This is a genomic window from Photobacterium ganghwense (assembly GCF_017329545.1).
Taxonomy (GTDB): Bacteria; Pseudomonadota; Gammaproteobacteria; order Enterobacterales; family Vibrionaceae; genus Photobacterium; species Photobacterium ganghwense.
Genome location: NZ_CP071325.1, coordinates 3,015,733 through 3,042,002, shown reverse-complemented (window position 1 = coordinate 3,042,002; position 26,270 = coordinate 3,015,733). Strand labels below are relative to the sequence as shown.

Annotated in this window: 22 protein-coding genes; 12 read left to right on the top strand and 10 right to left on the bottom strand. The window is 54.7% G+C overall.

Annotation, left to right across the window (positions count from 1 at the left end; translation table 11 throughout):
• Positions 1–21 precede the first annotated feature (21 nt).
• Positions 22–702: a TIGR00153 family protein gene (locus FH974_RS13700; protein WP_047883722.1), complete on the bottom strand. Its 681-nt coding sequence runs from the start codon at positions 700–702 to the stop codon at positions 22–24.
• Between the two features lie 184 nt (positions 703–886).
• Here FH974_RS13700 and FH974_RS13695 point away from each other — a divergent pair, with 184 nt between their 5' ends.
• Positions 887–2,404, top strand: a complete 1,518-nt coding sequence (locus FH974_RS13695) for a CYTH and CHAD domain-containing protein (RefSeq protein WP_047883723.1) — start codon at positions 887–889, stop codon at positions 2,402–2,404.
• A 74-nt stretch (positions 2,405–2,478) separates the two neighbouring features.
• On the opposite strand, the gene FH974_RS13690 is transcribed toward FH974_RS13695, so the two are convergent.
• Complete coding sequence (locus tag FH974_RS13690; protein WP_047883724.1) at positions 2,479–3,264, bottom strand: potassium channel family protein; 786 nt, start codon at positions 3,262–3,264, stop codon at positions 2,479–2,481.
• Positions 3,265–3,418: 154 nt separating this feature from the next.
• Here FH974_RS13690 and FH974_RS13685 point away from each other — a divergent pair, with 154 nt between their 5' ends.
• From FH974_RS13685 to hldE, 3 genes are all read left to right on the top strand, one after another.
• The gene (locus FH974_RS13685) at positions 3,419–5,020 is read left to right on the top strand and encodes a methyl-accepting chemotaxis protein (RefSeq protein ID WP_047883725.1); all 1,602 of its coding nucleotides are present in this window, start codon (positions 3,419–3,421) and stop codon (positions 5,018–5,020) included.
• 106 nt (positions 5,021–5,126) lie between these two features.
• Positions 5,127–7,988, top strand: a complete 2,862-nt coding sequence (gene glnE, locus FH974_RS13680; RefSeq protein ID WP_207103346.1) for a bifunctional [glutamate--ammonia ligase]-adenylyl-L-tyrosine phosphorylase/[glutamate--ammonia-ligase] adenylyltransferase — start codon at positions 5,127–5,129, stop codon at positions 7,986–7,988.
• Positions 7,989–8,191: 203 nt separating this feature from the next.
• On the top strand, positions 8,192–9,622 hold the full coding sequence (gene hldE / locus FH974_RS13675) for a bifunctional D-glycero-beta-D-manno-heptose-7-phosphate kinase/D-glycero-beta-D-manno-heptose 1-phosphate adenylyltransferase HldE (RefSeq protein WP_047883727.1): 1,431 nt from the start codon (positions 8,192–8,194) through the stop codon (positions 9,620–9,622).
• Positions 9,623–9,741: 119 nt separating this feature from the next.
• Here hldE and tolC read toward each other — a convergent pair whose 3' ends face one another.
• Complete coding sequence (tolC, locus tag FH974_RS13670; protein WP_047883728.1) at positions 9,742–11,025, bottom strand: outer membrane channel protein TolC; 1,284 nt, start codon at positions 11,023–11,025, stop codon at positions 9,742–9,744.
• Positions 11,026–11,317: 292 nt separating this feature from the next.
• Here tolC and nudF point away from each other — a divergent pair, with 292 nt between their 5' ends.
• From nudF to idi, 8 genes are all read left to right on the top strand, one after another.
• Positions 11,318–11,941, top strand: a complete 624-nt coding sequence (nudF, locus tag FH974_RS13665) for an ADP-ribose diphosphatase (RefSeq protein ID WP_047883729.1) — start codon at positions 11,318–11,320, stop codon at positions 11,939–11,941.
• A 39-nt stretch (positions 11,942–11,980) separates the two neighbouring features.
• Positions 11,981–12,409, top strand: a complete 429-nt coding sequence (locus FH974_RS13660; RefSeq protein WP_084712448.1) for a DUF1249 family protein — start codon at positions 11,981–11,983, stop codon at positions 12,407–12,409.
• 29 nt (positions 12,410–12,438) lie between these two features.
• Positions 12,439–13,263 (top strand): 3',5'-cyclic-AMP phosphodiesterase, encoded by an 825-nt coding sequence (cpdA, locus tag FH974_RS13655; protein ID WP_047883767.1) that lies wholly within the window; start codon positions 12,439–12,441, stop codon positions 13,261–13,263.
• The gene (gene yqiA / locus FH974_RS13650; protein ID WP_207103345.1) at positions 13,264–13,842 is read left to right on the top strand and encodes an esterase YqiA; all 579 of its coding nucleotides are present in this window, start codon (positions 13,264–13,266) and stop codon (positions 13,840–13,842) included.
• Between the two features lie 117 nt (positions 13,843–13,959).
• The gene (gene parE / locus FH974_RS13645) at positions 13,960–15,843 is read left to right on the top strand and encodes a DNA topoisomerase IV subunit B (RefSeq protein ID WP_047883731.1); all 1,884 of its coding nucleotides are present in this window, start codon (positions 13,960–13,962) and stop codon (positions 15,841–15,843) included.
• Positions 15,844–15,930: 87 nt separating this feature from the next.
• Positions 15,931–18,195, top strand: coding sequence for a DNA topoisomerase IV subunit A (gene parC, locus FH974_RS13640; RefSeq protein WP_047883732.1), 2,265 nt, complete (start codon positions 15,931–15,933; stop codon positions 18,193–18,195).
• A gap of 149 nt (positions 18,196–18,344) precedes the next feature.
• Positions 18,345–19,070 carry a 1-acylglycerol-3-phosphate O-acyltransferase gene (locus FH974_RS13635; protein WP_047883733.1) on the top strand — a complete coding sequence of 242 codons (726 nt, stop codon included), beginning with the start codon at positions 18,345–18,347 and terminating at the stop codon, positions 19,068–19,070.
• Between the two features lie 71 nt (positions 19,071–19,141).
• Positions 19,142–19,675, top strand: a complete 534-nt coding sequence (gene idi / locus FH974_RS13630) for an isopentenyl-diphosphate Delta-isomerase (protein ID WP_047883734.1) — start codon at positions 19,142–19,144, stop codon at positions 19,673–19,675.
• A 96-nt stretch (positions 19,676–19,771) separates the two neighbouring features.
• Here the strand turns inward: idi and FH974_RS13625 are convergent, their stop codons facing one another.
• From FH974_RS13625 to arcC, 7 genes are all read right to left on the bottom strand, one after another.
• A complete protein-coding gene (locus tag FH974_RS13625; RefSeq protein WP_047883735.1) occupies positions 19,772–20,158 on the bottom strand; it encodes an enamine/imine deaminase in 387 nt (128 codons plus the stop codon).
• Positions 20,159–20,325: 167 nt separating this feature from the next.
• Positions 20,326–20,805: an arginine repressor gene (locus FH974_RS13620; RefSeq protein ID WP_047883736.1), complete on the bottom strand. Its 480-nt coding sequence runs from the start codon at positions 20,803–20,805 to the stop codon at positions 20,326–20,328.
• A gap of 248 nt (positions 20,806–21,053) precedes the next feature.
• Entirely contained in the window at positions 21,054–22,094 is a 1,041-nt protein-coding gene (locus FH974_RS13615) for a serine protease (protein ID WP_207103344.1), read from the bottom strand.
• A gap of 234 nt (positions 22,095–22,328) precedes the next feature.
• Complete coding sequence (gene pyrI / locus FH974_RS13610) at positions 22,329–22,793, bottom strand: aspartate carbamoyltransferase regulatory subunit (protein WP_047883737.1); 465 nt, start codon at positions 22,791–22,793, stop codon at positions 22,329–22,331.
• 17 nt (positions 22,794–22,810) lie between these two features.
• Positions 22,811–23,740: an aspartate carbamoyltransferase gene (pyrB, locus tag FH974_RS13605; RefSeq protein WP_047883738.1), complete on the bottom strand. Its 930-nt coding sequence runs from the start codon at positions 23,738–23,740 to the stop codon at positions 22,811–22,813.
• 475 nt (positions 23,741–24,215) lie between these two features.
• Complete coding sequence (locus FH974_RS13600; protein WP_047883739.1) at positions 24,216–25,226, bottom strand: ornithine carbamoyltransferase; 1,011 nt, start codon at positions 25,224–25,226, stop codon at positions 24,216–24,218.
• 131 nt (positions 25,227–25,357) lie between these two features.
• Positions 25,358–26,269, bottom strand: a complete 912-nt coding sequence (arcC, locus tag FH974_RS13595; protein ID WP_047883740.1) for a carbamate kinase — start codon at positions 26,267–26,269, stop codon at positions 25,358–25,360.
• Position 26,270 lies beyond the last annotated feature (1 nt).

Sequence of the window (26,270 nt, the reverse complement as noted above, 5' to 3'; positions counted from 1 at the left end):
CCTTGTTTTTGTTACCTTCGCTTAAGAACGCGATAGCATGATTTCCAGGCGCGAGCCGACGCGTTGTGCTTGGTCAGCAATTGCGCCAATCCACTCGAGGATTTTGTATAGGAACATGACATCCACCGGACTGTGCTGGTCTTCGATGGACATGAGCTGTTGCCGTAGTCTGATCTGCATGCTGTCGGTATCGTCTTCGATAACGTCAAGCTGGTTGATCATTTCGGCCACAAGGGTGACTTCACGGCCTTTAAAGCCGGTTTCCAGCAGCTCGTCCAGTTCGTTGATCACGCGGTTCGCCTGACTGGCGGAATCGAGACAACGCTGAACATAAGCGAGGAAGTCAGGATACATTTCGGTAGGAATTTGCAGCTGGCGTCCCAACACACGGCCTGCGATATCTTTGGCCAGGTTGGCAAGTTTGTCCTGCTGAGTGAGGAGGTCGAGCATGTCAGTCCGGTCGACTGGCATAAACAGACCACGAGGAAGTTTCAGGCGAATTTCGCGTTTGAGCACATCCGCATCTTTTTCAAGCTGGGAAATTTGCTCGCGCACGACCGTAGCCTGCTCCCAATCTCCGGCTTTACAAGCCTCAAAGAACGGGACAAGTAGATCGCAACATTCATTTACACGAGTAACGTGACGTTGCAGCGGTTTAATCGGGGATTTAGCAAAGAGCCCCATAATCGTATTTACTGGCATAGCCGAATAACCTAGAAAGAGCCGATATTGGCGAATTCTTGTTCGATGGTCATTAAGGCGCGCATGGTAACGCATAAGTAAGTATAGGGGAACTAATTTTGATCAAGGTTTTGTTTATATTTCGTGCTTGCCCCTAAAGGAAATTGCCAATATCCTTGGTTTGCCACTGTTTATAGGTAGGACTATGGAAACCGAGATAGAACTGAAGTTTTTCGTCTCACCAGAATTTTCGAACCAATTACTGGCTAAAATCGCCGAAGCGAAAATTCTGCAGCAAAGTCGTCGTGAGTTAGGCAACATCTACTTCGACACGCCAGACCAAATTCTTCGCCAGCACGACATCGGCCTTCGGGTTCGTCGTTTTGATGATGTTTTTGTTCAGACATTGAAGACAGCAGGTCGCGTGGTCGCAGGACTGCACCAGCGCCCGGAATACAATGCTGAAACCAATGGTACCGATCCTGATCTTTCCCTGCATCCTGCGGATGCCTGGCCGGAGACGCTGAACGTCAGCCAGGTACAGCAGCAACTGACCCCCATATTCTCAACGGACTTTGTCCGCCAGCAATGGCTGATCGCGATGCCGGACGGCAGCCAGATTGAGCTGGCTTTCGACCAAGGCGAAGTCAAAGCGAACGGCAATACCGATCCGATTTGCGAAGTCGAGCTGGAGCTGAAATCCGGTCAGACCGATGCCCTGTTTATTCTGGCCCGAGAGCTGTGTGCCTTAGGTGGGATGCGCCTGGGTAACCTGAGCAAGGCGGCCCGTGGCTACCGCCTTGCCGCCGGTTACCAGGGGGATGACGTCAAACCGCTCGACCACGTGCCGGTCACAGATGAAGACAATGTGGAAAGCGCGTTTGTCAAAACCCTTGAACACGCGTTGGGACACTGGCATTACCATGAGCAGATTTACGCCGAGCGTCAGGAACGCGCGGCACTGATCCAGATTCAGCAGGCTTTGGGACTGCTGCGGCAGTCGCTGGTGGTGTTTGGCGGGATGATCCCGCGTCGTGCCAGTGCATTGGTGCGCCAGGAAGTGCAATGGCTGGAAGGTGAGCTGGAGTGGCTGACCGAGGCTTCCGGCATTGATTACCTGCTGGCCGAAAAAGGTTACGCCCTGAAAAAACTCAATGCCCGTAAAGCGCTGATGAAGCAGTTAGAAGCCCGTCAGGCCGATCTGCCGGATGAATGGGAGATGCTGCAGCTGATCCAGTCGTCACGTTATTGTGGCCTGTTGCTTGACCTGAGCCGCTGGATTCTGAGTCGGGGTTGGCAGCCGTTTCTGGACGACAAAGCCCGTGCCCGGCTGAGTAGCCCGCTGAAAGGCTTTGCCGATCTAACCCTGTCCCGCTCCTGGCAGGAATTGCTGGATGTGTTTCCGGCCGAGCGTCAGCTCAACCGGGTTGACTACCTCGATCAGCAGCCGCGCCTGACCCGCAATTTGCTGAGCGGCCTGAGCTTTGCGGCGTTGTATGACGAGGAAAAACGCCGGATGTTCCGGATGCCTTGGCTTGATTTGCTGCAAGGGATTGAAGACCTGCGTCAGCTGGAGCCGGTACGTGAACTGGCTGCCCTGCAGGACGATGAAGAAGATCGTCGTCAGGTTGAAAAATGGCTGTCCCGTCAGGAAGACTCGCTGATCCATGCCATGGATCAGACTCGCCAGATTGGCATTGACTTGACGCCTTACTGGCCTTAATGCGCGGTGTGACGCAGCGCTTTAATACGTAAGATTTAATGCGTAAAAAATGCCCGGCATGTAGCCGGGCATTTTTAATTGTCCTGCTTATCCTGCTGTTCTCGCTGGCTCAGGCGCTGTTCCAGTGCTTCCAGCCGGTTCAGCAGCATTTCCTGATGTCTGAGCATTTGCTGCCACTCTTTTTCATGGCGTTCGGCATTCCGTTGCTGGCTGTGCTCTGGATCAGAAATAAAGGACGTCACCAGACCGGCGACCATACCAAACAGACCCACCCCACAAATGATCATCACCGTTGCCAGCATTTTGCCCAGCAGAGTCACCGGGTAATGGTCGCCGTAGCCGACCGTTGAGATAGTCACAATAACCCACCACAGGGCATCGAAGGCATCTTTGATGTTTGACTCCGGCACGTTCCCCTCAATGATTAGCATCATCGCAGAACCGACCGAGATCAACACGGTAAGCAGCAGGAAAATACTGGCTAGGGTGGCTTCCCGCCGGTGACTGCGGATTTGGTTTATAACGTGGCGGCTGGAGCGGATCAGGCGTATGACGCGGAAAATTTGGAGCAGCCGGCCAAAGCGGAAAGGTTCGATCACCGGGATGCTGGCGAGAAAGTCCAGCCAGTGGGCCTTCAGGTAGGCGCGTTTATTATCAGAACGAACCAGATCTGTCAGCAGCTGGAGCCAGAACACCAGGCAAATCATGGTATCGATGGCCAGCAGCAGGTGGTAACTGTTGCTCTGGCGTGGCACAAAAATCATGGTGGTCACAATCGTCAGTGACGCGAAGGACAGTACCAGCGCCATCAGGCTCATGGGGTTGAGTTCATATTTGATGGCTTCGTGCTTTTTCTTCATTAAATTTTTATGGTCCCCAGTCGATAGATACAATGACTCATATTGTTTTAGTGCAAAAAATAACTCATCTAAAGCGCGGCAAGAATAAAAAACGCTCTCCTGAAGGCTCAGATGCCGAGTCGAAGGAAGGTAGAACTATATATGGAGATTCCACATGACCAAAATGGTTTTCAAGCCATGGGAACAAGGGTTAACCAATATTAAGCTGGTCCCCAAGCTGGTGCTGTTGATGGTATTCAGTACCGTCTTGCTGGTATGCAAGCAGCTCTGGGACGCCAATACGTTTTATCACTCCGTGGTGGAGATCCAGCAGGATCGGGCCAAAGAACAAGCCGAAGCTACTGCGGCCGGGATTCGGAGTATCCTCAGTGACAATACCCGTGACAGTCTGCTGGTCGAGCAACTGGTAACGGCTCAGGCCAAGGCGATGAATGCGGGTGCCTACGTGTATCTGGTCGAGCGCGACGCCAAGAAGGTGCTGGGTCACCCGCAGGCTCGTCGTCTGACGGATCTGACCGCGCAGGTGGAAAACGGTACCAGCCTTAGTCAGCAACTGCAGCAGCACCGCGGTGCGGCCAGTCTGATTCTGGCTGACCAGTCACGGTTTGAATACGCTGTTGAGCTGCCGGCGCTGAACTGGGTGGTGGTGGCGTCTCAGCCGGCCTCGGAAGCTGAAACGTATTACCAGCAGTATCTGATGCAGGTGGCCTGGCAAACCGGACTGATGATTGTCTCTTTTATGGTTATTCTGCTGGGGGGCTCCAGCGTAATGCTGCGCCAGACCCGTTACCTGGCGGACAACATTCAGCGCCTGGCGGCACGTGACATGTCACAGCCGATCCAGATGGAATGCCGGGATGAGTACGGCGATCTGGCCCGTGAACTGGAGAAGACCCGGCGCCAGCTGCGTGAGGTTATTTGCAATCAGCGCGAGGCGGCAAGTGAGCTGTCTGAGCTGGCGGAAGTGATGTCAGTCAGCATGATGGAAACCAAGGCATCGGCGCAGGAAGAGTTCAACGAAATTGATCAGCTGGCTTCAGCCATGAGTGAAATGAGCTCCACAGTGCAAACGGTGGCAGAGCATGCCCGTGAAGCGTCGGCGGCAACGGAAGGCAGCTCGGCTCAGGCAGAGCAGGGTCAGCAGTTTGTGTCCCAGACGATTAACATCATCAACTTGCTGTCGCAGGACATCACCCAGTCCGCCCATGCGGTTAATCAGGTAGAAGAGCGGGTCGAGCAGATCGGCAGCGTGATTGTGACCATCCAGGGAATTTCAGAGCAAACTAACCTGCTGGCACTGAATGCGGCCATTGAAGCGGCCCGGGCCGGTGAAGCGGGACGTGGCTTTGCGGTTGTGGCGGATGAAGTGCGCAACCTGGCGCAGCGTACTCAGACCGCGACCATTGAGATTCAGGAAATGATCAGCCAGCTGCAGGGAAGTGCGCAGCAGGCGGTGCAGCTGATGGAGCAAAGTGTGGTGGAAGCGGCAGAAGGGGTCGAGCAGGTCACCAGTGCTGGCGGCGAGCTGGATAAGATTGTCGAGCAGGTGCGTCTGATCAATGACATGAACTTCCAGATTGCGTCGGCGGCGGAGCAGCAGAGTGCCGTTGCGGATGAAATGAACCAGAACCTGACCAATGTCCGGGAGCTGGTTCAGGCATCCGTGAACGTGGTGACGGAGCTGACGGAAACCGCCGATGTGATGCAGAACCATGCCACTGATTTGGAGAAAAAAATCCAGGCATTTACGGTGTGATCCGACAATAACTTTCACTTGATTTCAACGCCCGCATTTGCGGGCGTTGTGCTATCGTAAGGTGATTTTTCATCGTCACCGCAGCAGAGACAGACAAGGACATATTATGACTCCGCAAGATCACATCAACGCCGCTTCGGAACTGGCCTGGGAGAAGGTCGCACAGGCGCATCCGGATGCGCTGGCGCAATGGCCAGCTCCGCTGGCTGCCGCGCTGAAGCAAGTGCTGGGTTACAGCGACTTTATCACCGCCTCGATTGTCCGGGATGCCACCCTGCTGCCGTGGCTGGCCGAGCACCTTGAGCAGGAGACGCGGAGCGACAGTTATCGCCCGGCCTTGGCGGAGTTGCTGGCCGGCGTGATCGACGATAACGGGCTGATGCGGGTGCTGCGTCATTTCCGCTGCCGGGAAATGGTGTGGATTGCCTGGCGTGATTTTACCGGCGCGGCGACGCTCGACCAGAGTCTGTCTCACCTTTCTCTGTTGGCCGAAGCCATGATAGTGGAAACCTATAACTGGCTGTATGCCCGCTGTTGCGAAGAGTGGGGAACCCCCTGTAATGCGGACGGCGACCCACAGCCGATGCTGATCTTGGGAATGGGCAAGCTGGGTGGCGGCGAACTTAATTTCTCCTCCGACATCGATCTGATTTTCACCTATCCGGAAAACGGCGAGACCCAGGGCGGTCGCCGGAGTCTGGCCAATGCCCAGTTTTTTACCCGGTTAGGTCAGCGGCTGATCAAGGCGCTGGATCAACAGACCTTCGATGGCTTCTGCTATCGGGTGGACATGCGACTGCGGCCGTTTGGCGACAGCGGCCCGCTGGTGATGAGCTTTGCGGCATTGGAAGATTACTATCAGGAGCAGGGACGTGATTGGGAACGGTACGCGATGATCAAAGCGCGGGTCATGGGGCGGGAGAGCTATGCCCAGTACCATGAGCTGCGTCAGATGCTGCGCCCGTTCGTGTTCCGCCGCTATATTGATTTCAGCGCCATTCAGTCGCTGCGGCGGATGAAATCGATGATCAGCACAGAAGTGCGTCGTCGCGGACTGAACAATAACATCAAGTTGGGGCCGGGCGGGATCCGCGAGGTCGAGTTTATCGCCCAGTCCTTCCAGCTGATTCGGGGCGGGCGAACTCCGGATCTGCGTTGTCGCGGTCTGCGTGAAACCCTGGCGGCAATTCGCGAACATGGCTTATTGCCGCCGGATCAGGTCGCTGTGCTGGAACAGGGGTATGGTTTCCTGCGGCGGCTGGAGAATCTGCTGCAGGCAATTGATGACAAACAGACCCAGACCTTGCCGGACAAGCCGCTGGATCAGTGTCGTCTGGCACTGGCAATGGGTTATGCGGACTGGCCAGCTTTGTCACAGGCGGTGCATGAGCAGATGAGCGCCGTCCATGCGGTGTTTGCCACTATCGTCGGCTCGGAAGAGGATGAGCCGCACAATGATGTACCGGTGCAGTACCAGGAATTGTGGGAGATGCTCAAAGAGCCGGAGGTGCTGCGCGATATTCTGACCGAACTGGCCACACCGGATGTGTCGGCGCTGGCGGGCGTACTGGAAAACATGAAGGCGGAACTGTCCAAACGTACCCTCGGTCCGCGCGGCCGGGAAGTGCTGAGCAGACTGATGCCGGCGGTGCTGGCCTTGGTGGTGACCCGGGATGATGCGGTCGCGGTGATGGAGCGGATCAGTAAACTGATCGTGCGCATTGCCACCCGTACCACGTATCTGGAGCTGCTGGGCGAACACCCGGCGGCATTGGAGCAGTTGATCCGGCTGTGTGCCGCCAGCCCGATGGTCGCGGGACAGCTGGCACAGTACCCGATCCTGCTTGATGAACTGATTGACCCGCAACACCTGTATAACCCGACGCTACTGGAGAACTACGCTGACGAGCTGCGCGAGTACCTTGCCCGTATCCCGGAAGAGGACATGGAGCAGCAGATGGAAGCCATTCGTCAGTTCAAACAGACCCAGTTGCTGCGTATCGCCGCCGCGGACATTGCCGGTGCCCTGCCGCTGATGAAGGTCAGCGACCACTTGACCTATCTGGCTGAAGCGATAGTCGCTGCGGTGGTCAATCAGGCATGGTTGCAAATGGTCGAAAAATACGGCGAGCCGACTCATCTGGCGGAGCGGGGCGGCCGTGGCTTCGGGATTCTGGGGTACGGCAAAGTCGGAGGCTGGGAGCTGGGCTATGGCTCTGATCTCGACCTGGTTTTCCTTCATGACTGTCCGGACAACGTCTACACCAACGGCCCGAAAGAGATTGACGGGCGCCAGTTCTATCTGCGGCTGGTGCAGCGTATTGTCCACCTGTTTTCTACCCGCACCGCAACCGGGGTGCTTTACGAGGTTGACGTCCGGCTGCGTCCGTCCGGTGCATCCGGCCTACTGGTCAGCCCCATTGCGGCTTTCGCGGAATACCAGGAGAAGGAAGCCTGGACCTGGGAACACCAGGCGCTGGTGCGTGCCCGGATGATTTACGGTGACAGCCAGTTACAACAGGCATTTGCCCAGGTGCGGCATCAGATCCTGACCCGTCCTCGCGACGAGCACACGCTGCGTGAGGAAGTGGTCGCTATGCGCCATAAAATGCGTCAGCACCTCGGGAGCAAGAAACCCGGTCTGTTTGGCCTCAAGCAGGACAAAGGCGGGATCACCGACATAGAATTTCTGGCCCAGTATCTGGTGCTGCGTCACTCAGCCGAAGAGCCGGCGCTGACCCGCTGGTCGGACAATGTCCGGATTTTTGAAACCATGGCGGATTACGACATTCTTTCGCCACAAGAGGCGATGCTGCTCAAGCAGGCCTATTGTACCCTGCGTGATGAAATCCACCGTCTCAGCTTGCTGGGGCTGCCTGCTTATGTTGATGAGCAAGCCTGTCATGCCGAACGTCAGGCGGTGGAAGCTTTGTGGCAACAATGGCTGGAGCCTGAGGTTAAGTCATAGCGGTTTATCCATAGCTGTTTAGTTATAGCGGTTTAGTTATAGCTGCTTGGTTACAGCGGCTGAGTCATAGCCCCTTAGCCCTTAAAATTGAGTTCCCTATTAAACCGGAACCACGGAATACCAGAACTGAGCCCCCAGGTCAGATGCACGAGAAATTGGCTTTGTGTTAAGATTTGGGGGTTATCACAATCCCGGAGAAAAAAATGAAACTGACCCTTCCTGATTATGATCAAGCAGGCGTGCTGGTTGTAGGCGATGTCATGCTGGATCGCTACTGGTATGGCCCAACCGGGCGTATATCGCCAGAGGCGCCAGTGCCAGTCGTGAAGGTTGATCAGGTCGAAGAGCGCCCGGGCGGCGCGGCAAACGTGGCGATGAACATCGCGGCGCTAGGGGGCCATGCCCGCCTGATTGGCTTGACCGGGATTGATGAGCCAGCCAAAGCGCTGACCGAAAAACTGACGTCACTGGATGTACGCTGTGATTTTGTGACTCTGGCGGAGTATCCGACCATCACTAAACTGCGGGTCATGAGCCGTGGTCAGCAAATGATTCGTCTGGACTTTGAGGAAGGTTTCCACGATGTCCCGGTGGACATGATTCTGCCACGCATGGCGCAGGCATTGCCCTCAGCCAAAGTGGTAGTACTGTCTGATTACGCCAAAGGGGCGCTGGAACACGTTCAGGTGATGATCCGGGCGGCGCGTGATGCCGGTCTGCCGGTGATGGTTGACCCGAAAGGGGCTGATTTTGAACGTTACCGCGGTGCCACGCTGTTGACCCCGAACCTGTCAGAGTTTGAGACGGTGGTTGGCCGTGCGCGCACCGATGAAGAGCTGGAAACCAAAGGCATGGCGCTGATTGAGCAGTTTGAGCTTGAAGCTTTGTTGGTGACGCGTAGTGAGCACGGGATGACCCTGTTGCAAAAAGGCCAGGCACCACTGCACATGCCAACCCAGGCCAAAGAAGTGTACGACGTGACCGGTGCTGGTGATACGGTGATTTCGGTACTGGCAGCCTCGCTGGCAGCCGGTAAGTCCCTGTCGGATTCCTGTAAACTGGCGAATGCCGCGGCCGGTGTAGTGGTTGGCAAGCTGGGCACTTCGACCTTGTCGACCATTGAGCTGACCGAAGCGATTCACGGCAGCCAGGACAGTGGTTTTGGGGTGATCAGCGAAGCGCAGCTGAAGCTGGCGGTACAGGCTGCTCGTGCCCGCGGGGAGAAAGTGGTCATGACCAACGGCTGTTTTGATATTCTGCATGCCGGCCATGTGGCTTACCTCAATGAGGCGGCCAAATTGGGCGATCGCCTGATTGTGGCGGTGAATTCTGACAGCTCGGTTCGCGCGCTGAAGGGGCCGGGGCGTCCGGTGAACCCGGAAGATCGCCGGATGGCAGTGCTGGCCGGGTTGGGCGCCGTTGATTGGGTGGTGTCCTTCAGTGAAGAAACGCCGCAGCGTCTGATCAGCGAGATTCTGCCGTCGCTGCTGGTCAAAGGTGGTGACTACAAACCTGAGCAGATCGCTGGTGGACAGGAAGTGATTGCCGCGGGCGGGGAAGTTCGGGTGCTGAACTTTGAAGATGGCTGCTCAACCACGGAAATCATCGAAGCGATCCGCGGCGGACGAGGATAAGTTGTCCGAGATCGTCATCGACGGGACTTACACGGTGGCGGTTAATTACTCAGCCTGCGGATAAACAAAAAGCGCCATCAAGGATGGCGCTTTTTTATTGGCTTGCGGTCAGGCCTGAATCAGCGAGCCTTTACCAGACCGGCGTTGATATCCAGTACATCCTGCTCGTTCAGCGAACCAACAGCCTGTTTCAGCTGAAGCTGGCTGATGATGTAATCGTAACGGGCATTCGACAGCTGACGGTTAGCATCGTACAGACGACGGGTCGCATCCAGCACGTCAACGATAGTACGGGTACCCACATCGAAACCAGCTTCGGTCGCTTCCAGTGCTGAGCGGGCAGAGACTACGGCCTGCTGGTATGCACGAATGGCACCGATTGAAGAGTTGATGTTATTGTAGAACGCACGCACGTCACGTACCACGCCGCGGTAGCTGGCTTCCAGCCCTTCGCTTGCGGAAACATACGCGAACTGAGCCTGTTTCACTTCCGAGGTCGTACGGCCACCGGTGTAAACCGGCAGTTTCAGGTTGATACCGGCGTTCAGTGTACCTTCGTCAGTGAAGGACTGTTTATCGTCATATTCATAACCGGCGTTGAACGACAGCGTCGGCAGGTGACCGGATTCCGCCAGGGCGATTTGATCGCGGGAGATATCCTGGGTAATGCGAGACGTCAGCAGGCTCAGGTTTTCGTTTTCGGCATCCTGGATCAGATCCAGCACACGGGCTTGTGGCGCACTGGCTGAGAAACGTTTGGTATCCAGAATGTTAAGGTTAGTGTGCTCTTGGCCAGTGATCTCGCGCAGACCTTCGTAGCTGTTTGTCAGGGTGTTCTGCGCCAGAATCTCATCAGCCAGTACGCTGTCATACTGTGCCTGAGCATCGTGTACGTCGGTAATTGCGGACAGACCGACTTCAAAACGCTGCTTGGTTTGCTCCAGCTGGCGGCCCACGGCGGCTTTCTCGGCGCGGACAAATTCCAGGTTATCGATAGCACGCAGTACATCGAAGTAAGCTGTAGAGACGCGCAGGATCAGGTTCTGCTGAGTCGATGCATAGGCCGCATCGCTCTGGCGCGCCTGCTTCTCACTGATGTCCAGGCTTACCCAGCTTGAGCGGTTGTAGATGGATTGATCCAGGGTGACACCACCATTGAAGCCCTCAGTATCGCCGTCCAAGCGCAGGACATTGTAGCCGGCGGTGAGGTTAATTTGAGGCAGTAACGCGCTTCGGCTTGAGTTGATTGCTTCAAAAGCAGCATCTTTATCAGCAGCGGCACGCAGCAGCTGCGGGTCATTCTGTTTGGCTTGTTCGTAGATCTCGGCGAGGTCATCGGCCATTGCTGACTGGCTGAGGCCGCCAAGCGCAACGCTAATAATAAGCGGAAGCAATTTTTTCATGTATGCCTTTCCTGGTCCTGACAAAAATATGAGCAAGGCTCCAGTTTAACGTATGTTTCCTTGCGTGAAACTGATCATTCAACAGTTTTACCTTATTTTACGATGTTTACTGTTGTATGTGTGATTGTAATCTAAACAGATTTAAATTTTGACTTAAATTAATTAACAATAATTGTCATAATTGTTGAATCACGTCATTGTTGTGCCTTGAAGAAGATGGAAAAATAGGCACATGACATGTTTTGTCAGCCATTGTCCTATTTTGTGGACGGATTCAGGGATAAAAAATTGCATGACAAAGTCACACACCAAAGGCAATGAGCCGGTCGTATTTTCGGCTCAGGATGTAGAGGTGCTGGCCAAGGACACGCTCTACCAAGGATTTTTCCGGATGGTGAAGTACCGTTTTCGCCATCGTCTGTTCGCCGGTGGCTGGAGCGCACCGATGGATCGCGAGATGTTTGAGCGTGGCCATGCGGCGGCACTGCTGCCGTATGACCCGGCCACCGACAGTGTGGTGATGGTCGAGCAGTTCCGAATTGGCGCCCTGGCCGCCGAGTGTACCCCGTGGCAGTTGGAAATCGTGGCCGGCATTATTGAGCCGGGTGAATCGGCGGACGAGGTCGTTCGTCGCGAAGCCGTGGAAGAAGCCGGACTGGAGGTGGGGGAGCTGCATAAGATCACCCGCTATCTGTCCAGTTCAGGCGGCTGCTCGGAAACCCTGGATATCTTTGTCGGGCTGGTGGACAGCACGCAGGCTGGTGGCATTCACGGTCTGGCCGATGAGGGTGAAGATATCCGGGTACGGGTGGTGTCCAGGGAAGAGGCCTACCAGTGGGTAGAATCTGGTAAAATTGAAAATGCGGCCTCTATCATTGCGCTACAATGGTTGCAACTTAACCATAAACGCCTGTAACCCCGAACATCATCCATGCACCGGCGCTAAGGATACCGATTGAATAAAAGATACACTGTTGATTTGGCAGACATTATGCGGCTTTACGAGACCAACTATGCGAAGTTGCTTCCATTGTTGCCAAAAAGCGATCAGGTCGGTGACCAGTGTGTATACGCCGTGTCAGAGCAGGAATACTGCCTGACCATCACCGAATCCACCCGTTATACCACGGTGGTTGAGTTACGCCTGCTGGCTGAGAACGCCATGCCGGAATACCTGATCCCACGCATGACCATCCGGCTTTACCATGACGCCAGGGTGGCAGAAGTGTGTGCCGCTCAACAGACTTCCCGCTGGAAGCCACGCTATGATTACCCCAATTTGCGGATGTACCAGAAAGACGAAAAACATCAGGTAAACCGCTTTCTGGGAGACTGGTTGGCTCATTGCCTGAAGAATGGAATCAGCAGACAGTCGGTTTGTTAACAATAACAGATATCAAGGTTTTTGACGTTTTGCAGAAGTTTGATCTGCCACAGAAGGATCCGGATCGCGTGGTTCTTCTTCAAATTACCGACACCCACTTATTTGCCGATGATGGCGGAAGCTTGCTGGGCGTCGCGACGAAAGACAGTTTTCATGCCGTGCTGGATGCGGTAGAGGCAGCTGCGCGCCCGTTTGAAGCCATTGTCGCAACCGGGGACATTTCTCAGGATCACACGGAAGCCTCCTATCAGCGTTTTTGCGACGGCATTGCCCGCTGGCCGCAGCCGTGTTTCTGGCTGCCGGGAAACCATGATTATCAGCCGAGCATGCAGTCTGTGCTGCCGTCCCCGCAAATTAAGTCGTGTCATCAGGTGCTGGCCGGTGAGCACTGGCAGGTTATCCTGCTCGACAGCCAGGTCAAAGGCGTGCCGCACGGCGAGCTGAGTGACAGTCAGCTCGCCATGCTGGAGCAGGCGTTGGCCGCGCACCCTCAGCGTCACGCGCTGGTATTATTGCACCACCATCCGCTGCCTGCGGGCAGCACCTGGCTTGATCAGCATCAGCTCCATAATGCCGACGCGTTCTGGGCGGTGCTGGCGCGTCATCCGCAGGCTAAAGCGGTGCTGTGCGGCCACATTCATCAGGAGCTGGATTGTTTGTACCAAGGGGTACGTGTTATGGCCACGCCTTCAACTTGCATTCAGTTCCAGCCGGATTCGCACGATTTTGCCCTGGATAACAATAATCCAGGGTGGCGTATCCTTGAGTTGCTGGCGGACGGGCAGATTGACACACAGGTTTATCGTCTGACCGGGCGTCAGTTCACGCCCCAGTTTGATGCAGCAGGGTATTAAATGCAGCCGCTGTTACTTTATCTTCACGGATTCAACAGTTCACCTCAATCACTCAAAGCCACGCTGATGGCGGATTACTGCCGTCAGGCGCGCCCGGATATCCGGGTCGAAATTCCGCAGCTGCCGTGTTACCCGGCGGATGCCGCAGATTTTATTGAGACGCTGATCCAGTCGCTTAAACATGAGTATCGCATTGGGCTGGTCGGCAGCTCTCTAGGTGGATATCTGGCGACCTGGGTGAATGCCCGGCACCAGTTGCCGGCGGTGCTGGTGAACCCGGCCGTTAAACCGTATGAGCTGCTGCAGGATTATCTTGGCGAGCAGGAAAACCCGTATACCGGCCAGCGTTACCTGCTGGAGCCGAAACACATGGCGGAACTTTGCCAGCTGGATGTGGCTCAGCTAGCCCGGCCGGAACAGTTCTGGCTGTTGCAGCAGGAAGGTGACGAAGTGCTGGATTACCGCCAGGCCGTGGACAAGTACGCGGCATGCCGTCAGACGGTAGAACCGCTGGGGGATCATAGTTTTGTCGGATTTGACCGCTATCCTGCCCAAATCATCCGATTTCTTGAGCTGTAAGCTCCAATTGGATTCATCCCCTACGTAAAATGTGGGGCACAAATATCGCCCTGGCTTGACAACCGAGCCGGGGTTTCTGACTATTGTGGCAAAAATTTTCCGTAACTTTCCGTAATTATGACAGATCAAAGCTATAACGCCGGAGCCATTGAGGTTCTGAATGGCCTCGAGCCCGTCCGCCGTCGTCCGGGGATGTATACCGATACGGTTCGGCCAAACCACCTCGGCCAGGAAGTGATCGACAACAGTGTCGATGAAGCCCTGGCTGGCCATGCTCGTAAGGTGGAGGTAATCCTCCATGCGGATCAGTCCCTGGAAGTCATTGATGATGGCCGGGGGATGCCGGTAGATATTCACCCTGAAGAAGGGGTCTCCGGGGTCGAACTGATCCTTTGCAAACTGCACGCCGGGGGTAAATTCTCAGGCAAGAACTACCAGTTCTCCGGTGGTCTGCACGGGGTGGGGATCTCGGTCGTTAACGCCTTGTCGAACCGAGTGGAAGTCACGGTAAAACGCGATGGGCAGATCTACCAGATCGCGTTTGAACATGGCGACAAAGTCTCTGAGCTGGAAGTGATCGGTACCTGTGGTCGTCGTAACCGCGGGACACGCGTCCATTTCTGGCCGGATGCCAAGTACTTTGACAGCCCGAAATTCTCGGTTTCTCGCCTCAAGAGCAACCTGAAAGCCAAAGCTGTGCTGTGTCCGGGGCTGGAAATTGTTTTCACTGACAAGGTGAACAATGAAACCCTGACCTGGTGTTACGAAGACGGTCTGAAAGATTACCTGGCCGAAGGCGTAAAAGGTTTCACCTTGCTACCGGAAGAGCCGTTTACTGGTTCGTTCAGCGGCCAGACGGAAGCGGCGGATTGGGCATTGTTGTGGCTGCCTGAAGGCGGTGATTTGGTCGGGGAAAGTTACGTTAACCTGATCCCGACTGCCCAAGGCGGTACCCATGTCAACGGCCTGCGTCAGGGCCTGCTGGATGCGATGCGTGAGTTCTGTGAATTTCGTAACTTGCTGCCACGCGGCGTGAAGCTGACCGCTGATGATATCTGGGAACGCTGTGCCTACGTGCTGTCAGTGAAAATGCAGGATCCGCAGTTTGCCGGGCAAACCAAAGAGCGTCTGTCGTCGCGTCAGTGTGCGGCGTTTGTCTCCGGCGTGGTGAAAGATGCCTTCAGCCTGTGGCTGAACGAGCGTCCGCAACTGGCCGAGCAACTGGCGGAAGTCTGTATTGCCAACGCCCATCGCCGGATGCGTGCCAGCAAGAAAGTGGTGCGTAAGAAGATTGCCTCTGGTCCGGCGCTGCCGGGTAAACTGGCTGACTGTTCACAGCAAGACCTGAACCGCACCGAACTGTTTCTGGTGGAAGGGGACTCGGCGGGTGGTTCAGCCAAGCAGGCGCGCGATCGTCTGTTCCAGGCCATCATGCCATTGCGTGGTAAGATCCTGAACACCTGGGAAGTTTCTGCCGATCAGGTACTGGCTTCTCAGGAAGTGCACGATATTTCGGTGGCGCTGGGGATTGATCCGGACAGCGACGATCTGAGTGGCCTGCGCTACGGTAAGATCTGTGTGCTTGCCGATGCGGACTCCGATGGTCTGCACATTGCCACGCTGTTGTGCGCCCTGTTCGTAAAGCACTTTGAAGCCTTGGTGCGTGCCGGTCACGTGTATATCGCGATGCCGCCACTGTACCGTATCGACTTGGGTAAAGAAGTCTACTACGCCCTGGATGACGCCGAGAAAGAAGGCATTCTGGAGCGCCTCAGCAGCAAGCGCGGTAAAGTGAATGTACAGCGCTTTAAAGGTCTGGGTGAGATGAACCCGATGCAGCTGCGTGAAACCACCATGGATCCGAATACCCGCCGTCTGGTACAGCTGACCATTGATGACGATGAGCAGACGACTCAGATGATGGACATGCTGCTGGGTAAGAAGCGCGCGGAAGACCGTCGTCATTGGCTGCAGAGCAAAGGCGATAAAGCGGACGTGTAAGCGTTTGCTGAACAAGAAAGACACAATGGGCAGGCGGGCAGCATAGTGCCGGCCTGTACCGCACAAGATAGAACGGAATACCCGACGATGACTGATGTCTCAATGGATGGCGTAGAGCAGCTTCCGCTACGGAAGTTTACCGAAGACGCTTATCTGAATTATTCCATGTATGTAATCATGGACCGTGCCCTGCCGTTTATCGGCGACGGCTTAAAGCCGGTGCAGCGCCGTATTATTTACGCGATGTCTGAGCTGGGCCTGTCAGCCACGGCGAAATACAAAAAGTCTGCCCGTACCGTGGGTGACGTGCTGGGTAAATACCACCCGCATGGCGACTCCGCCTGTTACGAAGCCATGGTTCTGATGGCGCAGCCGTTTTCTTACCGCTACCCGCTGATTGACGGCCAGGGTAACTGGGGTGCGCCGGATGACCCGAAATCGTTCGCGGCCATGCGTTATACCGAATCCCGCCTGTCGCGTTTTTCGGAAGTGCTGCTGAACGAACTGGGCCAGGGCACCGTGGACTGGGGGCCGAACTTTGACGGCACCATGAAAGAGCCAAAAATGCTGCCTGCCCGCCTGCCGCATATCCTGCTAAACGGGGTAACCGGTATCGCAGTGGGGATGGCGACGGACATTCCGCCGCACAATGCCCGCGAAGTGGCAAACGCGGCGGTGCATCTGATCGACAACCCAAAAGCGGATATGGATGAGGTGATGACGTTTGTGCAGGGGCCGGATTACCCGACTGAAGCGGAAATCATCACCTCAAAAGCGGACATGAAAAAGGTCTACCGCAGCGGGCGTGGTTCGATCAAAATGCGGGCAGTCTGGCACAAAGAGAACGGTGATATCGTGATCACCGCGCTGCCGCATCAGGTCTCGGGCTCCAAACTGCTGGAGCAGATCGCAGCGCAGATGCGGGCTAAGAAACTGCCGATGGTGGAAGATCTGCGTGACGAGTCGGATCATGAAAACCCGACCCGTATCGTGGTAGTGCCGCGTTCGAACCGGATTGACTGTGAGCAGTTGATGAACCACCTGTTCGCTTCAACCGACCTGGAGCGCAGCTACCGGGTGAATCTGAACATGCTGGGGCTGGACGGCCGCCCGCAGGTCAAGGGGCTGGTGGAAATTCTGTCTGAATGGCTGACCTTCCGTCGCGAAACCGTGCGTCGCCGTCTGCAATACCGACTGGATAAAGTCATCGCCCGGCTGCACATTCTGGAAGGCTTGCTGGCAGCATACCTCAACATCGATGAGGTGATTGAGATCATCCGTACTGAAGATGATCCGAAAGCGGTGCTGATGGCTCGCTTTGACCTGAGCACGATTCAGGCCGATGCGATTCTGGAAATCAAACTCCGCCAGCTGGCCAAGCTGGAAGAGATCAAGATCCGTGGTGAGCAGGACGAGTTGTCCAAAGAACGTGAACAGCTGGAAAAACTGCTGGGCTCGGAGCGTCGCCTGAACACCCTGATCAAAAAAGAAATTCAGAGCGATGCGGAAAAATACGGCGATGACCGTCGTTCTCCGCTGGTCGAGCGGGAAGAGGCGAAAGCCTTGACTGAGCGTGAGCTGATCCCGTCTGAACCTATCACTGTGGTGCTGTCTGACAAAGGTTGGATCCGTCATGCCAAAGGCCATGATGTGGATCCGTCGTCACTGAGCTACAAGTCCGGTGACAGCTACCTCGCCCACGCGCGTGGTAAGAGCAGTCAGCCAGCAATTTTCCTTGGCTCTGATGGGCGCAGCTATGCGCTGGAATCCCATACCCTGCCGTCAGCGCGCAGCCAGGGTGAGCCGATCACCGGCCGCCTGAACCTGACACCGGGCAGCCATATGCGCCAGGTGATCATGGCTGAAGACAATCAGCTGTGGCTGCTGGGCTCGGATGCCGGTTACGGCTTTGTCTGCAAAGCCAGCGACATGGTGTCGAAGAACAAGAATGGTAAAGCGCTGCTGACGGTGCCGGAAAATGCCGAAGTGATTGCGCCACAACCGGTGCAGGATCTGGATCAGGATGAAATTCTGGCTATTACTAACGAAGGCCGGATGCTGCTGTTCCCGGTCAAAGACCTGCCGCAACTGGGCAAAGGTAAGGGTAACAAGATCATCAATATCCCGGCTGCGCGAGCCAAAGCCCGGGAAGAGTTCCTGTCCTACCTGGCGGTCTTGCCGCCGGGCAGCCACATTACGCTGCATGCCGGTAAGCGCAAGCTGGGGCTCAAGCCGTCGGATCTGGAAAACTTCCGGGGTGAGCGTGGTCGTCGTGGCAGTATGCTGCCGCGCGGGCTGCAGCGGGTTACCCGCCTGGAGATTGACTCGCCAACCTCGGCAGAAGAAGAATAATCTGCAGCAAGCCCTCCATTTTGGAGGGCTTTTCTTTATCTGTGTGGCGAGAAACCCACTGGTTCAGTGGTCTAATTTCTGCACATAAGGGATGTTTTTTCCGGCATCCTGAGTATACTAGCGCACGCCTGTACGCTGAGGAGAAGTAAATGATTTTTGTATTGCGCATGATTGCCGTGGCAATTTTTGCTGTTGTCATGTTTGTATTTGGTTGCGCTTACTGTCTGCTGAGCCCGCGTAACCCGAAACACGTTTGTACGTTCGGTCGCCTGTTCAGCAAGATGTCCCGCGTGTTCGGGATCAAGCTGGAGATCCGTATTCCGGAAGGCGCGGAAGAGGTCGGCCCGAGTGTGTATGTGGCAAACCACCAGAATAACTACGATTTGTTCACTATCTCCGGGGCGGTGATGCCACGTACCGTGACCGTGGGTAAGAAAAGCCTGGCGTGGATGCCGCTGTTTGGCCAGCTGTACTGGCTGAGTGGTAATATCTTGATTGACCGCGCTAACCGCAGCAAGGCGGTCGGAACGATTGGCCAGGTGGTAGAAAAGATCAAAGAACGTAACGTGTCAGTCTGGATGTTCCCGGAAGGCACCCGTTCCCGCGGTCGTGGCCTGCTGCCGTTCAAAACCGGCGCATTTCACGCGGCCATCAGTGCCAAAGTGCCGGTGGTGCCGATCGTGTGCAGCAGCACGGAACATGTTAGACTTAACCGCTGGGATAACGGGGTCGTGATTGTGGAAATCATGCCGCCGGTATCGACCGAAGGGCTGACCAAGGAAGATGTACGAGAGTTGTCGCAACGTTGCCGCGACATCATGGAAAGCAAGCTTAATGCCCTGAACGAAGAGGCAGCGCGTCGCTCTGCGAAATAACGGACGCTGGCCGGAACCGACAATAAGGACATGCTGTGGCGTGTCCTTTTTATTTGAGCAGTAGAAAAGCCATGATTGAAGAACAGGTGATTTTAGTCGATTCGCAGGGCAGAGCGCTTGGCGTGAAGGAAAAAATGCAGGCGCACCGCGAGGGGGCTCTCCATTTAGCGTTCTCGGTACTGCTGTACCGTGACGGCAGCACCGGGCGTGAGTACCTGCTGCAGCAGCGAGCGACGGACAAGTATCACAGCGGCGGCTTGTGGACGAATACCTGTTGTTCGCATCCGCGTCAGGGCGAAACTCTGGAACAGGCGGGTATTCGCCGTCTGGCCGAAGAGATGGGGATCACCGGTGTTGCGGCGTTGCAGGATATTGCGCATTTCGTGTATCGGGCCGAGCTGGATAACCAGCTGGTGGAGCACGAACTGGATCATGTGCTGGTGGCCGCTGTCCTTGAGCTGGAAATTCATCCCAACCCGGATGAGGTGATGGCTTATCGCTGGTGGCCGGAAGCGGAGCTGGAGCAGGCTGTGGCGCAGCAGCCAACGCAATTTACAGCCTGGTTGCCGCAAGTGCTTGCGCATGCTGTTCAGCATATTGGTTGAGGCTTACCGCCAGGGTTTGCCCCACAAAAAAGAGCTGCCAGGGGCAGCTCTTCTTGTTTCTGATGACCACCACAGTGGTCATTTTGCCAGGTCGAATTATTTACGAACCGCGATGGCTTCGATTTCGATCTTCACATCTTTTGGCAGACGGGCAACTTCTACGCAAGAGCGCGCAGGGTAAGGTGCGTTGTGCTCGTCGAAAAATTTACCGTACACTTCGTTAACAGTACCGAAGTCGTTCAGATCTTTCACGAAAACAGTCATTTTCACAATGTCAGCCACTTTCAGGCCAGACGCTTCAACAACAGCTTTCACGTTTTCCAGAGACTGACGCGCTTGCTCTGCGATATCTTCTGCCACTTCACCGGTTTGTGGGTTCACCGGGATCTGACCTGAAGTCAGTACCATATTGCCCAGGTCTACGCCTTGTACATATGGGCCGATAGCTGCAGGTGCTTGATCTGTGTGAAGTACTTGAGTCATTACTAATCCTTACTGATTGGGCTAGAAAAGTCAGAGCAGTTAGTTTGCAGCCCAAGTTGATTTAGGTCAAAGAGTTTCCGCTTTGTCGGGCCAAAAGGTTGCGGAATGCCACATTCATGACATTCCACGCATTACTCAGAGTAATCGTTGCGGCCGGTTCAGTCCTGCTAAACGGCGATTCCCAGCCGGGCTTTGACGACTTTCTCGCACTCTTCGATGCGAGTGATATCGCGCGGCGCGACCATCACGGTGTCGTTACCGCCGACAGTGCCCAGGATCTCGGCATGAGGCTGGATATCAATCAGACGGGCGACCAGTTGGGCGCCACCCGGGTGGGTTTTCACGACGACAACCAGCTGATTATGGGTGATGTATTCAATCTGGGAGGCAATGGACGAGCTTACTTGAACCGGCTCGTTTTCGACCGTCAGGCAGTAGACTTTCTTGCCGTAGGCGTTCGGCACCTTCGCCACGCCAAGGCGTGACAGCAGGCGGGACACCGTTGACTGGCTGACATCATTAAAGCCCATTTCAATCAGACGATGGCGAATGTCGTCCTGCGTTGAAAAACTTTGCTGTTGCAACAGCCGCTTACAGGCCGTAGTAATGCTTTCTTCATGGCAGACAGCATCAATCGCGCCGTGCATACTGAATCCACTCACGGGCAACTCCTTGTAGTTCTATTCGGTATAGGTGATCGTATCCAAATACCGACTCAGGCAGCTCCGTAAGGCTGGTTTATTGAATAGGTTATTGCCTGGTAACGGGGTGCGATGAGCCGGCGAAGATCGCAAGAGATAATACTTCTGTTGCATAATCTTGCAGGAGCATCATAACAACAAAAACAACGTAATTTATTGACCCCAATCACCAAAACAATACGCCAAGTAGGGGCTTAATATGACGAATTAAATCCCGATTGATCCAGCAGGGTTCGAGGTTTTAACCAGTCCCGTTTTTGTGCTGTCAGCGCCCCTTCGTCGTCATCGGGCGTCAACCCGTTTTCATCGCCGCCGCGGCTGTTGCCGGGAGCCCCTGCCGCGGGATAAGCCGCTTTGACCGGGGTGCGATAGCGGCCAAGCGGTGAGCTGGCACGGGTGTTGTCGAGCCCGGGAGCCGGGCGGTTGGCGACAAGGGTACTCTGTCCGGAAGAGGATGGAGCAGACGTTGGAGTCGTCTGGGTGGATTGCCGCCGTGGCTGTTGGGTAGGCCTTTGATGTCGATTCAGCGCGGTTACGTATTCTGCTACTTGAATGGCTGCCAGATCTTGGCTGGCCGACTCGGCGCGGATGCCGAGCGCATGCAGCCAGTCAAAAATCAAAGTCGACGGAACAAACTGGCTGTAGCGTTCTGCCGGGCGCAGGTTACGCAGGTCTTCTGGATTCTGGACGATCGCGACGGTGATCCCGGCGATTTCTCCCCGGGCATTAAACACCGGGCCACCGCTCATGCCGGACATCACCGGGGCATCGCTCAGTGAATACAGGCAGTCGGTGTTGGTGTCGATAATATCCTGTAGGTATTTGCCGTTGCCGCTGATGCTGGTTCCAAGTAAAGAATGCCCCTGATGCGTGACCGGCTGGTCGGGATAGATCAGTCCCCAGGTCGGGACTTGCTGACTGGGGCGCCGGATAAGGGCGAGATCGCAATAGGGGTGATAGATAACATCCAGATCCCAGGACAGCTGGGCGACATGTTTGGCCGTCAGCATGTATTCATGACTGACCGGCACTGCGGAGCCAAACCCGCCGAGCAATAACGGGACACCAATCATCACCATCTGGTTGGCGCTGTTTGGCTGGCTGTTGTTGATGGTGCCGTTACTGGTGACACACCCGGCCAGCAGTGCGGCGCAGAGTACCACCCCGTTCCTTCGCGGGTGTCGGGAGACAAGAAAACGGACACAGTTAGCATACCAATTAAAAATGTACATCATGCTACTGACCTTTGATGAATTCGCAGACGTCGAAACCCGCAGCCAAACACTCAGTCGACGGGCTTGTTTCCGGTATGTCCGGTACCGAATACCGAAACATAGATTCAAAGGTAGTGAGGGAAAAAGCGGTTTCCCGCTCTAGAAGTGAGAAAAAAAAAGCCCGCTCAGGTGTGAGCCGGCTTTCTTAGGTTCGGGGCAGGGTTTTCCCCGAATGAGACAGGCAAAAGCCCGTTTTTAGTTGTGTTCAGTCACGATTTCGCGCGAGAACACTTTTTCACAGTACTTACACTTCAGTTGCACGTCGTCGTGCTTGATGATGACTTTGAAGCTGCTGTCGACCGGCTCACCGTGGGAGATACAGTTGCTGTTCGGACATTTGAAAATCGCGTTGATTTGCTCAGGCAGAGACAACGTCAGTTTTTTCACCACTTCGTAGTTTTCAATCTGGTTGACGGTCGCTTTTGGTGCGTACAGGGCCAGCTGGTTTGCCTGCTCTTCGTTGATAAAGATATTCTCAATCTTGATCAGGTCTTTTGCACCCAGTGCCGATGACGGCAGGTTCAGGCCAACGGTGACGCGTTGGTTCGTCTGGTGCATGTTGAACAGTTTCAGTACCTTGAAGCCAACGTTCGCAGGAATGTGGTCGATTACCGTACCGTTTTTAATCGCTTCGACCTGTAGTTGAGTTTCTTTAGTCATGATATCGCGTCTCCTGCTTAGATTGTTTCGTTCAGTACCAGTGCCAGTAGGGCTTCACGGGCGTACACGCCGTTTTCAGCCTGCTGGAAATAGTAAGCGTATGGGGTTTTATCAACGTCGACCGTGATTTCATCCACACGTGGCAGCGGGTGCAGCACTTTCAGATTCGGACGCGCTTCTTCCAGCATGGTCGCTGTCAGAATGTACGCCGCTTTCATGTGGGCGTATTCCGACTCGTCGAAACGCTCTTTCTGGACGCGGGTCATGTACAGGATATCCAACTCAGGAATCACTTCTTCCATGTTGGTGTGCAGGCTGTAGCTGATACCGGCTTCGTCCAGATCCTCACAGATGTAATCCGGCATCGCCAGCGCTTCAGGTGCTATGAAGAAGAACTTCACATTGTTGAACTTCGACAGAGCCTGAGTCAGGGAGTGCACGGTACGGCCGTATTTCAGGTCGCCGACGAAGGCCACATTCAGGTTATCCAGGCGGCCCTGAGTTTCGTAGATAGAGAACAGGTCAAGCAGGGTTTGGGTTGGGTGCTGGTTGGCACCGTCACCGCCGTTGATAACCGGTACACCATGCGAGAACTCAGAAGCCAGACGCGCTGCACCTTCCTGAGGGTGGCGCATGACAAAGGCGTCAACGTAAGAAGAAATCACCTGAACGGAGTCCGCCAGCGTTTCCCCTTTCTTCGCCAGTGATGTGTTACCGCCGTTGTCGAAACCGATCACGGTGCCACCCAGGCGCTGAACAGCGGTTTCAAATGACAGGCGGGTACGGGTTGATGGCTCGAAGAAGCAGCTTGCAACCACCTTGTTTTTCAGCAGCTCCGGATTTGGCTCGGCCTTCAGTTTACCGGCTGTTTCAACAACCAGCTCAAGCTCATTACGGCTCAGTTCCGGGATGGAAATAATGTGCTTTTTGAACAGCGAATTCGCCATGGCTTCTCTTCCCTCTTAAATCACTATGATGAACGACGCTTGCCTGCTGCTGTGAGTAGCAGACAAAAAAAAGCCCCCTTAAAAAAGGAGGCTCTTTTGAATACAAACAGGAAAAACAAAAAACGGCACGCTCGCCGTAAATCGGCGGATTTTCATCAGGTTTGACTGAACGAAACGGCGCATTTTTTATCTCTCTCTGGACAAATTGCGAAGGATTATACCCCCATTTTTCGCTAACGCAAGCGTTTGCCTAAAGTATTCATTTTCCGGAAGTTTATGCATTTTTCGGGGTAAAGTTCGGGCTACTTCCCGAGGGTTTTTAGTAGCTTTAACTGCGTGATTTCGCTGACTTTGTCGTGGGCTGGGATAGGCTAAAAAAGGAGGAAAGACAAGCATAAAAATACCGGCCCGCAGGCCGGTATGAAGTGAGAGACAGGGACTATCGGAGTGCTTGCCCCTGAATCCAAGAGAGTCATTAGTGACCCAGGGTTGCCACCATAACAGCTTTGATGGTGTGCATACGGTTTTCTGCTTCGTCGAAGACGATAGAGTGTTCAGACTCGATCACTTCGTTGGTAACTTCTACGCCGTCTTTCAGTACTGGGTACTCTTGAGCCAGTTCTTTACCTACTGTGGTGTCTTCACCGTGGAACGCTGGCAGGCAGTGCATGAATTTCACATGTGGGTTGCCTGTTGCTTTCAGCATGTCCATGTTGACTTGGTAAGGTAGCATCAGGTTGATACGCTCAGCCCATGCTTCTTTCGCTTCACCCATAGATACCCACACGTCAGTGTACAGGTAGTCACAATCTTTCACGCCTTCCTGAACGTCTTCAGTCAGCGTAATTTTCGCGCCGGTTTCTTCTGCGATAGCACGGCATTGTGCAACCAGGGTTTCTTCCGGCCAGTAAGCTTTTGGTGCGACCAGGCGGATGTCCATACCCATTTTCGCTGCGCCAACCATCAGAGAGTTACCCATGTTGTTGCGGGCATCACCCAGGTAAGCGAACTTCATTTCATGCAGTTGTTTGCCACGACCGTGCTCTTGCATTGTCAGGAAGTCAGCCAGGATTTGAGTTGGGTGGAATTCGTCAGTCAGACCGTTCCATACTGGCACGCCTGCATATTTGCCCAGCTCTTCCACGATTTCCTGGCCAAAGCCACGGTACTCGATACCGTCGTACATACGACCCAGTACGCGAGCGGTATCTTTCATTGACTCTTTGTGACCAATTTGAGAGCCAGATGGGCCAAGGTAAGACACTTGTGCGCCTTGGTCGAATGCCGCGACTTCAAACGCACAGCGAGTACGTGTTGAGGTTTTTTCAAAGATCAGGGCAATGTTTTTGCCAGTCAGGCGTGGTTGCTCGTAACCGTTGTACTTCGCTTTTTTCAGCTCAGCAGACAGCTCCAGCAGGTGTTGAATTTCACGTGGAGTGAAGTCAAGTAGTTTTAGGAAGTTACGGTTGCGAAGATTAAAAGCCATGATGTTATCCTCTCTGAATCTGTATCTCTCTGCCCGACCGGGAAGAAGCTTCTGTTTTAGGCTTCTCACCGCAGCCGGAGGGTTTTTATATTGTTTAACGTATTATGAAGTGTTTGTGAATAACTATTCCGTTATTCTGCAATAATATTTGTTCCAGCTTCACCTTTAAGAATGGCCAGGCCATCTTCCAGGGAGCCAATACCAACCAGCTTGCCGCCTTTGTTGATGAACTCGCAGGATGCATCAATTTTCGGTCCCATGGAGCCGGCGTCGAATGCGTACTGTGCCAGTTCACGTGGTGTTGTGCTGCGCAGTGCTTTCTGGGTTGGTTTGCCCCAGTCGAGGTAAACAGCATCGGCATCGGTCAGGATAAGCAGGGCATCAGCATGCAGTTGCTGCGCCAGGTAAGCGGCCGACATGTCTTTATCGATTACCGCTTCCACACCGGTCAACTTGCCGTTTTCTTTCTTAACCGGGATACCGCCACCACCGGTACAGATCACCAGGTGCTCCTGTTTGATCAGGGTGGTGATGGCATCGCTTTCGACAATCCCGGTTGGCAGTGGGCTAGGGACGACGCGGCGGAAGTACTGACCATCCGGTTTAACGGTCCAGTTGTATTTTTCTGCCATTTCTCGGGCTTCGGCTTCTTCGTATACCGGACCGATTGGCTTGGTTGGGTCAGCGAAGGCTGGGTCGTTTGGATCCACTGTCATCTGAGTCAGCATGCAGGATACGTCGCGTTCCGGCAGTAGGTTTTTCAACTCTTGCATCAGCATGTAGCCGATCATGCCCTGAGTTTCTGAACCCAGTACGTCCAGCGGGTAGGGCGCAACTTTTTTGTATTCCAGTCCTTGCAGCGCCAGCAGACCAACTTGTGGGCCGTTGCCGTGAACCAGTACTACATTGAATTCTTTGGCGATTTCAGCAATCGTCTGTGCGGCTTTAGCAATGTTTTTGCGTTGAGTATCTGCTTCCAGCGGTTCACCGCGGCGAAGCAGGGCGTTTCCGCCAAGTGCTACTACGACAGTTTGCTTAGTCATG